Genomic DNA, 12,783 nt, shown 5'->3' on the forward strand with positions numbered 1-12,783 from the left:
AGGCCTCGGTCGTCAGCTCGTGGGGGCCGGGCCCAGGCGCATCGCGCGTGGCCCTTCTCCCGGGGTATTGGTGCAGCGGTGGTTCGCCGGGGTTCCGGTCAGGTGGAGGCCCAGGCAGGCGCCCAGGGCCAGTTGGCCGTAGTGGTTGGGGTGCAGGGACTCCTGGCGTTGGCCCTGGCCCGCGCCGGTCGTGACGAAGCGGACCCATTCGCTGGTGCGGCCCGAGGGCCGCTCGGGGCCGGCCTGGACCGTGGTCGTGGAGCAGACCTCCCGGCCGTCGAAGGCGCGCGACAGGTCCAGGAACTCCGCGCCGGACTCCCGGGCCGCGGAGGCGAGCGTGCTGCTGATCTCGGGTACGAGCTGGTCGTGGGCCCAGGTGAGGTCCCTGTCGAAGAAGGGGCAGCCGCCGTCGGTCAGGCGGTCGTACTTCTCCCCGGGGTAGCGGATCCGCCCGCCGTCGGGCAGCGGTGACGGGTAGGACTGCAGGATCAGGCGGTAGCTGCCCGCCGGGTGGCCCGCCCGCTTCATGGCCGTGGTGACGTCGGCGAGGGAGGCGACGGCCGCGGTGCGCATCATGGGCAGCCGCTTTCTGACCTCCGGCGCCTGGGTGGGAGCGCAGGGCGACGCCCCGATGGGAGTGACGAAGCCCTTGGCGCAGGCGACGATGACGTCCTCGAAGCCGAGGTCGTTGCCGCCGACGGAGACGACGACCGCCCGTACGGGGTGTCCGGTGACGGCCTTCTGGAGCTGCTCGGCCTGCGACGGCTCGGACTTGAACGGGCGCCCGCCGTGCTCGGGCAGCAGGATCGCGGTCGAGGTGGCCCCCGAGCAGGCGAGGTTGAGCCGGTGGGCCCCGGCCGGGGCGGGGGACGAATTGACCTCGGCGCTGTCGGAGCGGTTGCAGCCGTTGTCGTAGGACGTGCCGTACACCCGGCGCTCGTCCGTCGTCCGGCTCGGCTGGTCGTAGGCCCGGTCGGTACCGGAGTAGCCGCCTGCGCTGTCGTTGCTGTTGCCCGCCCAGCGGCCCGCCTCCCCGGAGATGAAGCTGTCGCCCAGGGACACCACCCACGGTGTCTCGGCGGCCCTGCTCTGCGCGTGCGCGTGCACGGTCCCGCCCTGCGTGAGGCCGGCTCCGCACAGGGCGGCCACGGCCGCGGTCGCGACCGCGATGCGCAGTCGGCCCCTGCCTCGGCCTCGTACCCAAGAAGTTCTCATGCCGCTGTCAATTGCCAAGGCAAACACCGGATATGCGCCGAGGGCCGTGCTGCCCCTCCAACGGGTCGGGCGTCGCCATCGGTTGACGTCGGCCGCGCGCCGGGGTGCGCCGCGCCGCTTCGCCTTAGGGGCGCGGGGCGTTCACGTCCCGCGACTCCGGATGCGGCCCGCGCAGGCGCGAGATCAGCGCTCCGCCGTACGGGGAGGCCAGCGGGGCGAGGAACCACAGGACGAACGCGTACGGGAGCAGCCAGGCCAGGGCCGCGCTGAGGAGGAACCAGGCGCCGACCGCCCAGGAGCCGTCCGCCTGGTGGCGCGTGTCCGCCGGGTCGCCCGTCGTCAGCCCGGTCCTGTGGGAGATCTCCCTGATGACGGCCTCGCAGCAGACCATCGCCGCCATGGTGGCCGCGAACAGCGTGTCCGCCAGCGGGTTGGTCGCCGAGGCGCCGATGACCGCCGTCGGGAACGGAAGGAACGCGACCAGCAGCAGGAACGGCGCGTGCCAGGCCGTGAACGCGCTCGACAGCCTGCCGATCCGGTCCATCAGCTTGTGATGGCGGCGCCACACCGACCAGAGCAGGATGAACGCCAGCGCGAACGCCAGGTAGGAGTCCCGCTCGTGCACGAGGAAACTGCCGAGCGCGCGGGTCGACGCCAGTTCTTGTTCGTCCGGGCGTTCCAGTTCGACGGCCAGCAGGGTCATCGCGATAGCGAAGATCGCGTCCGTGAAGAAGGCCAGTCTCTCGGGCGAGAACCCTGGCTCCGGCCGATCGCTCTCGCTCATCCGAAGCTCCCTGACGTCAGAACTGTGTCTGTGTCTGTGATCTTAGGGAGTGGGGTGCTGCGCCTTCAGGGTGCGTATCAGTTCGCCCAGGCGGGCGGGGGTTGTTATGAGGGTGGTGTCGGGCGCGTCGCTCTCGCGGAGGACGACGGTTCCGGCGGCCGGGGTGGCCACATGGATGCAGTTAGAGCTGTCGCCGCTGTACGTGGACTTCTGCCAGTGGATGGCGGGCATGGTGGTCTCTTTCAGGTGTCCCGGATGAGGCGGTGGATGAAGTCGCGTGACTCGGCGGGGTTGAGCGCGCACGGTTCCATTTGATCCAGCACGGAGCGGTACTTGCTCAGCTGTGCGTCCGCGTCGAGAAATCCGCAGCCGCCATGGTGCGTGTCCAGCTGGACGGTGTCGAGCTGGGGGACCGGGCCCTTGACGTAGTCGAACGACTGGCCTGTGCTCGGGAAGTGGTCCGCGCCGAAGGGGATCACCCTGATGGACACGTGGGCCAGTTCGCTCAGATCGATGATGTGCCGGAGCTGGCCGCGCGCGATGTCCGGGCCGCCGAAGCCCATACGGAGTGCCGCCTCGTGGATGGTCGCCGCGTACGGGGGCGGGTTGTCCCTGTGCAGGATGCCCTGCCGCTTCATGCGATGGGTGAGGCGATGCTCGATCTCGTACTGCCGCATGGGCGGGGCCACTTGCTGAAAGAGGGCTCGTGCGTGGTCCGTGGTCTGCAGCAGGCCTGGGATGTGGATGATGAGCGCCACACGCAGACCGGCGGCGTGGTGCTCAAGTTCGGCGAGGTCGATCAACGTCACCGGCAGGTGCTCCCGGTACTCGTCCCACCACCCACGCTGCCGCCCGCCGGTCATCGCGGCGAGGGCGTCGACGAACGCGGAGTCGGTGCAGCTGTAGCTGCTGGCGAAGGTGCGGACGCGGTCGGCGCTGACGGCATAGCGGCCGGCCTCGATGTTGCTGATCTGCGCCTGCTTCAGGCCGAGCAGGCCTGCGGCGGCGCTGGACGTCAGTCCCGCGTGCTCCCGGAGCTTGCGCAGTTCGGTACCCAGGCGCTGCTGGCGCAGCGTGGGGGCGGTGCTGGGCGGCACTGAACCCTCTCTCGTCATGACGCGTCCCTCCAGTCACCCACAAGAGGGAACTATCAATTCTGGCGCTCATTCGATGTAAATTATTACACCGCCTCCCCTAGGGTGAGTGGCGAGCCCTCTCCCCTTCCTTCTGGAGGCACCCATGGTCACCGTAGCCCCGCCCGACACCTGGACGTACGCCCTTCGCCTGCCCCATGACCCCCGTGCCGCCCGCGTCGCACGCATGACCGTGCGGGCCGCCCTCCACGGGCACGGCATGGCCGAAACCCTCGACGTCGTCGAGCTGTTGACGTCCGAACTCGTCACCAACGCCTACCGGCACACCAGAGGGCCCGCCTCCCTGCGGCTGACCGCGCTGGGCGACGGGCGCCTGCGCGTGGGCGTGTGGGACAGCAGCCCCCACATTCCGGCGCCCTTCGACGAGCCTCCCGGCGGCCGGGGCGCGAAAAGCAGCCCGATCACCCCCACCACCCCGATCAGCCCGATCACACCGACCCCCGTCGACTCCGAAAGCGGGCGCGGGCTGTTCCTCGTACAGCAGTGCGCGACCTCGTGGGGCGGCTGGTCCCTGGGGAGCGGTCTGCTCGGACGCGGTGCCGGGAAACTGCTGTGGTTCGAGGTCTGAGGAGGTCTGAGGAGGTCTGAGGAACCCCCCTGTGCGGACCTCCCTGCCGACCCCCCCTACAGACCCCCGCGTCACCCCCTACGCACATCCCCGTCCACGCCCTCCGGGCCGGCCCCCTGTGCGACCCTCGATGGAAAGGCCTCACCACGCCCCCCGCCCGAGGGTGAGAGCAACGTTCCCCCGTGGTCACTCGAAGGCACAGAGCGGAAACGAGCCGTCCCTACCTTCGGAAATACCACCCGGAGACATCGTGGAGGCGTGAGATGACAGCCCCGAGCAGCAGCATCACGACGCGCAAAGGGGGCCGCTGGATCGAGCAGTGGGACCCGGAGGACGAGGCGTTCTGGAAGGAGACGGGAGAGAAGGTCGCCCACCGGAACCTCTTCTTCTCCGTCCTCTCCGAGCACATCGGGTTCTCGATCTGGACCCTCTGGTCGGTCATGGTGCTCTTCATGGGGCCCGAGTACGGGCTGACCCCCGCCGACAAGTTCTTCATCATCTCGATGGCGACCCTGGTCGGCGCCATCGTTCGGGTGCCGTACACCTTCGCCGTCGCCCGCTTCGGCGGCCGGAACTGGACCATCATCGCGGCGAGCATGCTGCTCGTCCCGACGATCGCCGCCTTCGTCGTGATGGAGCCGGGGACGTCGTTCGGCACCTTCCTCGTGTGCGCCATGCTCGCCGGGGTCGGAGGAGGGAACTTCGCCTCCTCCATGACCAACATCAACTCCTTCTTCCCGCTGCGGAAGAAGGGGTGGGCGCTGGGGCTCAACGCCGGCGGCGGCAATATCGGCGTGCCCGTCGTGCAGCTCATCGGGCTGGCCGTCATCGGGGCCAACGGCGGTCCGCGGCTGCTGCTCGGGATCTACATCCCGCTCATCGTCGTCGCCGCCGTGCTCGGTGCTCTGTACATGGACAACATCACGTCCGTGAAGAACGACAGCGGGGCCGCCAAGGAGGCCGTGAAGGACCCGCACACCTGGATCATGTCCTTCCTCTACATCGGGACGTTCGGGTCGTTCATCGGCTACAGCTTCGCCTTCGGCCTCGTACTCCAGACACAGTTCGGGCGTACGCCGCTGGAGTCGGCGTACGTCACCTTCATCGGGCCGCTCCTCGGCTCCCTGATCCGGCCCGTCGGCGGCTGGCTCGCCGACAAGTACGGCGGCGCCCGCATCACCCTGTGGAACTTCGTCGGCATGGGCGCCGCGACCGCCGTCATCGTGGTCGCCTCCATGGAGAAGTCGCTCGCCCTGTTCACCACCGCGTTCATCGTGCTGTTCGTGCTCAGCGGGCTCGGCAACGGCTCCACGTACAAGATGATCCCCGGCATCTTCCAGGCCAAGGCCGCCGCCAAGGGGCTCACCGGCGAGGAAGCCGCGTCGTACGGGCGGCGGCTGTCGGGTGCCTCCATGGGGCTCATCGGGGCCGTGGGCGCGGTCGGCGGGCTCGGTATCAACCTCGCCTTCCGGCAGTCCTTCCTCAGCGTCGGTTCCGGCACCGGGGCCTTCGTCGCCTTCCTCGCCTTCTACGCCGCCTGCTTCGCGGTCACCTGGGCCGTATACCTTCGCCGCCCCGCCACCTCCGGGGCGACCGCCATGACCGCGTCGGAGGCGAAGACGCAGCTCAGCTACGCCGAGGTGTAACGCGACACACGGCCCGACACGTGACGTAACACGGGCGACATCAAGCGGAACCGAGCCTGTCACGCATGATTGACAGGCTCGGTCGTCCGTCGTGAGGCGGGTAGGCGGGGCGCCCCAACCCAGCGGGTGACGCGGACGAACACCACTCCAGCGGGACGAGAGCCACATGCCATCCATGTACGAGGAACCGCAGCAGCCGGACCGGGCCCAGCAGCAACCCGGCCGCACCGACCAGCAGGACCACGGGCCGCTCGCGGGATTCACCGTCGGCGTCACCGCCGCCCGCCGCGCCGACGAACTCGGCGCCCTGCTCCAGCGGCGCGGAGCCGCCGTCCTGCACGCCCCCGCCCTGCGCATCGTGCCCCTCGCCGACGACAGCGAACTCCTCGCGGCGACCAAGCAGCTCCTCGACCAGGCGCCGGACATCGTCGTCGCGACCACCGCGATCGGATTCCGCGGCTGGGTCGAGGCCGCCGACGGCTGGGGGCTCGGGGAGCAGCTCCTCGACGTGCTCCGGAGCGTCGAACTCCTCGCCCGCGGCCCCAAGGTCAAAGGTGCGGTACGTGCCCAGGGGCTGACCGAGGAATGGTCCCCGTCCTCCGAATCCATGGCCGAAGTGCTCGACCGGCTGCTTGAGGAAGGGGTCGACGGGCGTCGGATCGCGGTCCAGCTGCACGGCGAACCGCTGCCCGGCTTCGTCGAGTCGCTGCGGGCCGCGGGCGCCGAGGTCGTCGGCGTTCCCGTGTACCGGTGGATGGCCCCCGAGGACATCGGGCCCCTGGACCGGCTGCTCGACGCCACGATCAGCCGCGGCCTGGACGCGCTGACCTTCACCAGCGCCCCGGCCGCCGCCTCCCTGCTGAACCGCGCCGACGACCGTGGGCTGCTGCCCGAACTGCTCGCCGCCCTCAACCACGACGTGCTGCCCGCCTGCGTCGGCCCGGTCACCGCGCTGCCGCTGCAGGCCAGGGGCATCGACACGGTCCAGCCGGAACGCTTCCGGCTCGGCCCCCTCGTCCAGGTGCTGTGCAAGGAACTGCCCTCCCGGGCACGGACCCTGCCGATCGCCGGACACCGGGTGGAGATCCGTGGGCAGGCGGTACTGGTGGACGACGCCCTGCGGCCCGTACCGCCCGCCGGGATGTCGCTGATGCGCGCCCTGTCCCGGCGGCCCGGCTGGGTGGTGGCCCGCGCCGAACTGCTGCGGGCGCTGCCCGGCGCCGGCAAGGACGAGCACGCCGTGGAGACCGCGATGGCCCGGCTGCGTACGGCACTGGGCACGCCCAAACTCATCCAGACCGTCGTCAAACGCGGCTACCGGCTGGCGCTCGACCCGGCCGCCGACTCCAAATACGCCGACGTCTGACACGTACGCCTATCCCTGACGGGCAGGTCGGCCGTACAGCGTCAGCGCCCGTGCCAGCAGGCCCAGCGCGAGCGTGCACAGTGCCGCCCGTACGACGTTCCAGGCCACCCACGGGTCCTCGAACTCCTCGCGCACGGACGCCGGGTCGGCCATCGTCGCCGGATTCCCGGCGTCCGCGAGGTCGTCGTTCAGCGGGATGTTCACGACGACGGTGAGCAGGAACGCCAGTCCGTACACGGCGAGCGCCGCGAACACCCACGCGCGCACCCTCGGTGAGCCGCGCAACTGCCAGGCGGAGATCCCCGTCAGCAGCAGCGCGCCGAGGAAACTCAGGAAGAACACCGGGTTCTGGATGACGTCGTTGATGTTCTGCATGACCTCGACGAACACCCGGTCGTCGCTGCGGGCCAGCCCCGGCATGATGCTGCACGCGAACGCGTAGAACAGCCCGGCGATCAGCCCCATCGCCACCGTGGCCGCGACCAGCACACCGCCGGCGGACCTGCCCCGCTTCCTACCGCTCTCCGCCGTCCTGTTCCCTGTGTCGGTTGTCATGCCGTCGAGTCAAGCGCCGGGCGGGACCCGGACGACATGGTTCGGACGCGCACCGGCATAAGCGGACGTCCAACGCCCGCCCGGTGCGGGGCCGGTGGCCGGACGGCGTGGGCGGGTAGGGAGCGGCGCGGGGCTTCCCGCCGCGCGCGGGGGAGGGCACTGTAGGAGTACGAGCCCTGCGCGGCCCCCTCAAGGGCCCCGCGCGGCCCTCTCGCGCACCCCCACCGCACGACCTCCCCCGACCTCCCCCGACCTCCCCCGATCTCTCCCGACGTCCCACGATCCCTCACCGGCCCCTCACGGCGGCAACCCCAAGGCGGTGACAGGCACATGGCACTGGGCACGGCCACGGCCCCGTACGAGCTGCGGTTCGACTCCGGGCGGATCTGTCTCGATCTCCTGGCGACCACGCACCCCGAGGAACGGCTCGACTCGGCCGAGCCGCTGCGGGCCTGGATCACCGGATCCGGACTCGTCCCGGCGGGTACGCCGCTCGCGTCGGCCGACTCCTCCTGGATCATGGGCTTTCGTGAACTGCGCGGCCATATCGGACAGTTGGTGCGCAAGGAGCCCGTACGGGACTCGCGGCCCTTCGTCATCGCGCTGGCCCGGGTCAACGAACTCGCCCGCGCCGCACCGCCCGTACCCTTGGCGGTGTGGGACGCGGGCGGCTCGCTCGTGCGCGCCCTGTGCTCCCCGCCGACCTGCGCGGCGCTCCTCGCGGCCGTCGCCCGTGACGCGGTGGAGCTCCTCACGGATCCGGCGGCCCGCGCGAGCATCCGGCAGTGTGAGGGAGACAACTGCCCCATCGTCTACCTGGATACGTCCAGAGGACGTCGTCGCAGGTGGTGCTCCAGTGAGGTGTGCGGAAACCGCGAGCGGGTGGCCAGGCACCGGCGCAGAGCAGCCCTCGCACGGGCTTAGGATCTGCCGTGGATCCCTCGTGAAGCACTTGTGGAGCAGATGAGGAGACGAAATCCTCGTGCTCCTCACAAAGAATTCCATTCACTTTGAACAGCGCAACGCCCGCACCCGTATCCGGAGATGAGCGACCGACTGGGGGATCCCCCGGACACCGGAGGTAGGCGTGCGCAAGGATTCCGCCGTGGCCGATGAACGATCGCCGAGGGCCCGACATCGCATGTCCCAGCCCTCGGAACCCGACGAGGAGCTGATGCGTGCGCTGTACCGCGAACACGCCGGCCCTTTGCTCGCCTATGTGCTGCGGCTGGTCGCCGGGGACCGGCAGCGGGCGGAGGACGTCGTGCAGGAGACGCTCATCCGCGCGTGGAAGAACGCCGGTCAGCTCAACCGAGCGACCGGTTCGGTACGCCCCTGGCTGGTGACGGTCGCCCGGCGCATCGTCATCGACGGGCACCGCAGCCGGCAGGCCCGGCCGCAGGAGGTGGACCCGTCGCCGCTGGAGGTCATTCCCGCGGAGGACGAGATCGACAAGGCGTTGTGGCTGATGACACTCTCTGACGCGCTCGACGACCTGACCCCCGCCCACCGGGAGGTACTGGTCGAGACGTACTTCAAGGGGCGTACCGTAAACGAGGCCGCCGAAACCCTGGGGATACCCAGCGGCACGGTGCGCTCACGGGTGTTCTATGCCCTGCGTTCGATGAAGCTCGCACTGGAGGAGCGGGGGGTGACGGCATGAGCACATACGGGGGATACGGAACGGGTAGTCCTGGACCCATGCAAAGTTCGCAAGGGCAGGGCGATCTGCACGAGACGGTAGGGGCCTACGCGCTGGGCATCCTCGACGACGCCGAGGCGACCGAGTTCGAGGCGCACCTCGCCACCTGCGAGTGGTGCGGGCAGCAGCTCGACGAACTCGCCGGCATGGAGCCGATGCTCGCCGCCCTCGCGGACCTGCCGGGAACCCGCGGCACACCGGCCATCGGCGAGACACTGGCCGTCCGCCCGAGCCCACAGCTCTCCGACCGGCTGGTCGGCGAAGTGGTCGAGCGGCGCGTCAAGGCCAAGAAGAGCAGGCGCCTGTTCTTCGGGCTCGCGGCCTCGCTGATCATCGGCGGCCCGATCGCCGCGATCGCGGCCACCGGCGGCGGTGACACCGCGCAGGAGGCCAAGCCCCTGGCGTCGGTCAGCCCCGCCAAGCAGGCGTTCGCCGGCATGGACGACAAGGTCGAGGCCACGGACGCGGCCACTCAGGTCAACGCCGCGGTCGGCACGGTGAGCAAGCCCTACGGCACGGGCATCGCCCTCCAGCTGAAGAACGTCAAGGGCCCGCAGAAGTGCTCCCTGGTCGCCGTCAGCAAGAGCGGCGAGCGGGAGACGGCGACCACCTGGACCGTCCCGAAGTGGGGCTACGGCATCAAGGGCGCCGCCACCGAGCTGGCCAGGAATCCGCTCTATCTCCAGGGCGCCGTGGCGATGAGCAACGCCGACATCGACCACTTCGAGGTCGTCACCTTCGACGGTGACAAACTGGTCGAGGTCGACGCGTGAGCCGGCCGACGAGGCGTGCGGACCGGCGGGAAAGCCGGCGCGAAGTCGACCGGTAAGTGGATCAAGAGCGGAAACGTAGCCCGGCGGGCTCCCCTTCGCGTACGGTTGACGGCTGCCATGCACGTCAGAAGGGGGCCCGGTGGCCGCTCAGGTTCAGCAGGAAATGGCGCTCGATCCGGTAGGCGACTCCGTACGCGACCGGGAGATCGGCGTCGAACAGGAACACCTCGACCGGGTGTACCAGCGTCTTGAGGAAAAGATCCACGAGGCGGAGTTCCTGATGAACGACGCCGCCCAGCGCGGCCAGGTCGGTACGCCCGGGGCACTCGCGGAGCGCGACGCGCAGGTGTTCCGGGCGGGGATCCATCTCAACCGCCTGAACAACGAATTCGAGGACTTCCTCTTCGGAAGGATCGACCTCCTCCAGGGCAAGGACGGCAAGAAGGGCCCGGACGGCGCGTACACGGCGGTCGAACCCGCCGAGGGAGCCGTCCGCCCCGACAACACCGCCGACATCGCGGAGACCCTCCACATCGGCCGTATCGGCGTCCTCGACGCCGAGTACGCGCCGCTGGTCATCGACTGGCGGGCCCCCGCGGCCGCGCCGTTCTACCGCTCCACCCCGGTCGACCCCGGCCGGGTCGTACGCCGCCGGGTCATCCGCTCCAAGGGCCGCAAGGTCCTCGGCGTCGAGGACGACCTGATGCGCCCGGAACTCAAGGCCACCCTCGCCGGGAACGAACTCCCGGTGATCGGCGACGGCGCCCTGATGGCCGCCCTGGGCCAGGCCCGCAGCCACACCATGCGCGACATCGTCGCCTCCATCCAGGCCGAGCAGGACCTCGTCATCCGGGCCCCCGCCGCGTCCGTCACGTACGTAGAGGGCGGCCCCGGCACCGGCAAGACCGCGGTGGCCCTGCACCGGGCCGCCTACCTGCTCTACCAGGACCGCAGACGGTACGCGGGCGGCATCCTGATCGTCTCGCCCACGCCGCTGCTCGTCGCGTACACCGAAGGCGTCCTGCCGTCCCTCGGCGAGGAGGGCCAGGTCGCCATCCGCGCCGTCGGCTCCCTGGTCGACGGCGCCGAGGCCACGCAGTACGACACGCCGGCCGTCGCCCGCGCCAAGGGCTCCTACCGGATGCTCAAGGTGCTGCGGCAGGCGGCGCGCGGGGCCCTGGAGACGCCGGGCACGCCCGGCGGGAACAGCGCCTCCGCCCCGGCCGGGCAGCTCTCGACCGGGCAGCTCTCGTTCGGCGACGAGGAGACGGAGGCGGGCGAGGAAGAGGGCGACGGCTCCCGGGCCCCGGCCGCCACGCCCACCCGGCTCCGTGTCGTCGCCTTCGGGCGCCGGCTGGAACTGGAGGCGCCCGAACTGGACCGCATCCGCAACAACGCGCTCTCCGGGACCGCGCCCGTGAACCTGCTGCGCCCGCGCGCCCGCAAGCTGCTGCTCGACGCCCTCTGGTCGCGCTCCGGCGCGGGCTCCCGGCACACCGACCCCGAGCTGGCCGCCGAACTGCGCTCGTCGTTCGACGAGGACGTCAGCTCCGAGGACGCCTTCATCGCCTTCCTCGACGCCTGGTGGCCCGAGCTGACCCCGCGCGCCGTACTGGCGGCGATGGCCGACGAGCGGCGCCTCGGGCGCTGGGCGCGGCGCATCCTCAACCCCGGCGAGGTGCGCCGGGTCGCCCGCTCCCTCAAGCGGGACGGGCTCTCCGTGCACGACGTGGCCATGCTCGACGAGCTGGAGGCGATCGTCGGCACCCCGACCCGCCCCCGCAAGAAGCGCGACCTCGACCCCCTCGACCAGCTGACGGGCCTGGAGGAGCTCATGCCCCAGCGCGAGGAGACACAGCGCGAGCGGGCCGAACGGCTGGCCCAGGAGCGTACGGAGTACGCGCACGTCATCGTCGACGAGGCGCAGGACCTCACGCCCATGCAGTGGCGCATGATCGGCCGCCGCGGCCGGCACGCCACCTGGACCGTGGTCGGCGACCCCGCCCAGTCGTCCTGGTCGCACCCGGACGAGGCCGCCGAAGCCCGTGACGAAGCCCTCGGCAGCCGTCCGCGCCGCCGTTTCACGCTCACCGTGAACTACCGCAACCCGGCCGAGATCGCCGCGCTCGCCGCCAAGGTGCTGGCCCTCGCCATGCCCGGCTCCGAATCGCCGCGCGCGGTCCGCTCCACGGGCGTACAGCCGCGTTTCGTCACCGCGGTGCCCGCGGGCGGCGCGGCGGGCGGCGCCGCGGGCGGTCAGGGCTCCGGCGGCGCGCGGGAGGCCCTGTCGAAGACCGTGCGGGAGGAGGCTGCCCGGCTGCTCGACCAGGTCGACGGCACGGTCGGCGTCGTCGTCGCCATGAACCGGCGCGGCGAGGCCGCACGCTGGCTCGCCGGACTCGGGGACCGCGTGGTGGCCCTCGGCAGCCTGGAGGCCAAGGGCCTGGAGTACGACGCCACGGTGGTCGTCTCCCCGGCGGAGATCGCCGACGAGTCCCCGGCCGGGCTGCGCGTGCTGTACGTGGCCCTGACCCGGGCGACCCAGCAGCTCACCATCGTCTCGGCGGCCCGCGACGAACCGGACGCCGACGGGGTGCCGGATCTGCTGCGGGACTGAGGGGGACCGGGTCCCGTGAATCGCGGGGCCCGTCCCGGTGAACCGCGGGGCCCGTCCGCGTAAAGCTTCCCTGTGAACCCACGGTGCGGGAATTGCCTTACGGGGATCGTTTGTTACCTTTGACGTGACACCGGCCCGATCCAAGCCCCCGGGCCCAACCTTCGTCGCTACGAGCGACCACTTGCCGCGAGGCGAGCATGGCGGGTCGGTGTCATTGAACTTGGTTGAACTTGAACGACAGCAGCAGTCGTACGGCGGAGGTCCACGTCACCCGGTGACGTGGACCTCTTTCGTCGTGAACAAAAGGTTCGCAATCCGGGGCGGCTACCACGTACTCCGCGGTAGGTGCGACGATCGGACGGCAAACCCGCGAACGAGCAGTACTCGCAGCACTAGCAGTACT

Annotated in this window: 12 protein-coding genes; 7 read left to right on the forward strand and 5 right to left on the reverse strand. The window is 70.6% G+C overall.

Annotated elements, in window-relative coordinates; translation table 11 throughout:
- Positions 1-12 precede the first annotated feature (12 nt).
- The 4 genes from C6Y14_RS08455 to C6Y14_RS08470 form a co-directional block, all read right to left on the reverse strand.
- The gene (locus C6Y14_RS08455; RefSeq protein WP_107015925.1) at positions 13-1,215 is read right to left on the reverse strand and encodes an SGNH/GDSL hydrolase family protein; all 1,203 of its coding nucleotides are present in this window, start codon (positions 1,213-1,215) and stop codon (positions 13-15) included.
- 124 nt (positions 1,216-1,339) lie between these two features.
- On the reverse strand, positions 1,340-1,999 hold the full coding sequence (locus C6Y14_RS08460; RefSeq protein ID WP_107015926.1) for a TMEM175 family protein: 660 nt from the start codon (positions 1,997-1,999) through the stop codon (positions 1,340-1,342).
- Positions 2,000-2,041: 42 nt separating this feature from the next.
- Entirely contained in the window at positions 2,042-2,230 is a 189-nt protein-coding gene (locus C6Y14_RS08465; RefSeq protein ID WP_107015927.1) for a DUF397 domain-containing protein, read from the reverse strand.
- Between the two features lie 11 nt (positions 2,231-2,241).
- Positions 2,242-3,096, reverse strand: coding sequence for a helix-turn-helix domain-containing protein (locus C6Y14_RS08470; RefSeq protein ID WP_107015928.1), 855 nt, complete (start codon positions 3,094-3,096; stop codon positions 2,242-2,244).
- A gap of 142 nt (positions 3,097-3,238) precedes the next feature.
- Here C6Y14_RS08470 and C6Y14_RS08475 point away from each other — a divergent pair, with 142 nt between their 5' ends.
- From C6Y14_RS08475 to C6Y14_RS08485, 3 genes are all read left to right on the forward strand, one after another.
- Positions 3,239-3,721 (forward strand): ATP-binding protein, encoded by a 483-nt coding sequence (locus C6Y14_RS08475; protein WP_107015929.1) that lies wholly within the window; start codon positions 3,239-3,241, stop codon positions 3,719-3,721.
- Between the two features lie 263 nt (positions 3,722-3,984).
- On the forward strand, positions 3,985-5,367 hold the full coding sequence (locus C6Y14_RS08480; RefSeq protein WP_107015930.1) for a nitrate/nitrite transporter: 1,383 nt from the start codon (positions 3,985-3,987) through the stop codon (positions 5,365-5,367).
- Between the two features lie 175 nt (positions 5,368-5,542).
- A complete protein-coding gene (locus C6Y14_RS08485; RefSeq protein WP_107015931.1) occupies positions 5,543-6,733 on the forward strand; it encodes a uroporphyrinogen-III synthase in 1,191 nt (396 codons plus the stop codon).
- Positions 6,734-6,742: 9 nt separating this feature from the next.
- On the opposite strand, the gene C6Y14_RS08490 is transcribed toward C6Y14_RS08485, so the two are convergent.
- Complete coding sequence (locus tag C6Y14_RS08490) at positions 6,743-7,288, reverse strand: anthrone oxygenase family protein (protein WP_225890972.1); 546 nt, start codon at positions 7,286-7,288, stop codon at positions 6,743-6,745.
- 330 nt (positions 7,289-7,618) lie between these two features.
- Here C6Y14_RS08490 and C6Y14_RS08495 point away from each other — a divergent pair, with 330 nt between their 5' ends.
- The 4 genes from C6Y14_RS08495 (at position 7,619) to C6Y14_RS08510 (ending at position 12,380) form a co-directional block, all read left to right on the forward strand.
- Positions 7,619-8,212 carry a CGNR zinc finger domain-containing protein gene (locus tag C6Y14_RS08495; protein WP_107015932.1) on the forward strand — a complete coding sequence of 198 codons (594 nt, stop codon included), beginning with the start codon at positions 7,619-7,621 and terminating at the stop codon, positions 8,210-8,212.
- 217 nt (positions 8,213-8,429) lie between these two features.
- On the forward strand, positions 8,430-8,951 hold the full coding sequence (locus C6Y14_RS08500; RefSeq protein WP_010039908.1) for a sigma-70 family RNA polymerase sigma factor: 522 nt from the start codon (positions 8,430-8,432) through the stop codon (positions 8,949-8,951).
- Between the two features lie 38 nt (positions 8,952-8,989).
- Positions 8,990-9,763, forward strand: coding sequence for an anti-sigma factor family protein (locus tag C6Y14_RS08505; RefSeq protein WP_107015933.1), 774 nt, complete (start codon positions 8,990-8,992; stop codon positions 9,761-9,763).
- A gap of 139 nt (positions 9,764-9,902) precedes the next feature.
- Positions 9,903-12,380: a HelD family protein gene (locus C6Y14_RS08510; RefSeq protein ID WP_107015934.1), complete on the forward strand. Its 2,478-nt coding sequence runs from the start codon at positions 9,903-9,905 to the stop codon at positions 12,378-12,380.
- The last annotated feature ends 403 nt before the right edge of the window (positions 12,381-12,783 follow it).

It is taken from the genome of Streptomyces dioscori, assembly GCF_003024195.1.
Lineage (GTDB): Bacteria > Actinomycetota > Actinomycetes > Streptomycetales > Streptomycetaceae > Streptomyces > Streptomyces dioscori.

Excerpts from the sequence above, each read along its gene's own strand:
- C6Y14_RS08505 (WP_107015933.1), top strand. The coding sequence starts at position 8,990 with ATGCAAAGTTCGCAAGGGCAGGGCGATCTGCACGAGACGGTAGGGGCC.
- C6Y14_RS08460 (WP_107015926.1), bottom strand. The coding sequence starts at position 1,999 with ATGAGCGAGAGCGATCGGCCGGAGCCAGGGTTCTCGCCCGAGAGACTG.
- C6Y14_RS08455 (WP_107015925.1), bottom strand. The coding sequence starts at position 1,215 with ATGAGAACTTCTTGGGTACGAGGCCGAGGCAGGGGCCGACTGCGCATC.
- C6Y14_RS08500 (WP_010039908.1), top strand. The coding sequence starts at position 8,430 with ATGTCCCAGCCCTCGGAACCCGACGAGGAGCTGATGCGTGCGCTGTAC.
- C6Y14_RS08495 (WP_107015932.1), top strand. The coding sequence starts at position 7,619 with ATGGCACTGGGCACGGCCACGGCCCCGTACGAGCTGCGGTTCGACTCC.
- C6Y14_RS08475 (WP_107015929.1), top strand. The coding sequence starts at position 3,239 with ATGGTCACCGTAGCCCCGCCCGACACCTGGACGTACGCCCTTCGCCTG.
- C6Y14_RS08490 (WP_225890972.1), bottom strand. The coding sequence starts at position 7,288 with ATGACAACCGACACAGGGAACAGGACGGCGGAGAGCGGTAGGAAGCGG.
- C6Y14_RS08480 (WP_107015930.1), top strand. The coding sequence starts at position 3,985 with ATGACAGCCCCGAGCAGCAGCATCACGACGCGCAAAGGGGGCCGCTGG.
- C6Y14_RS08485 (WP_107015931.1), top strand. The coding sequence starts at position 5,543 with ATGTACGAGGAACCGCAGCAGCCGGACCGGGCCCAGCAGCAACCCGGC.
- C6Y14_RS08465 (WP_107015927.1), bottom strand. The coding sequence starts at position 2,230 with ATGCCCGCCATCCACTGGCAGAAGTCCACGTACAGCGGCGACAGCTCT.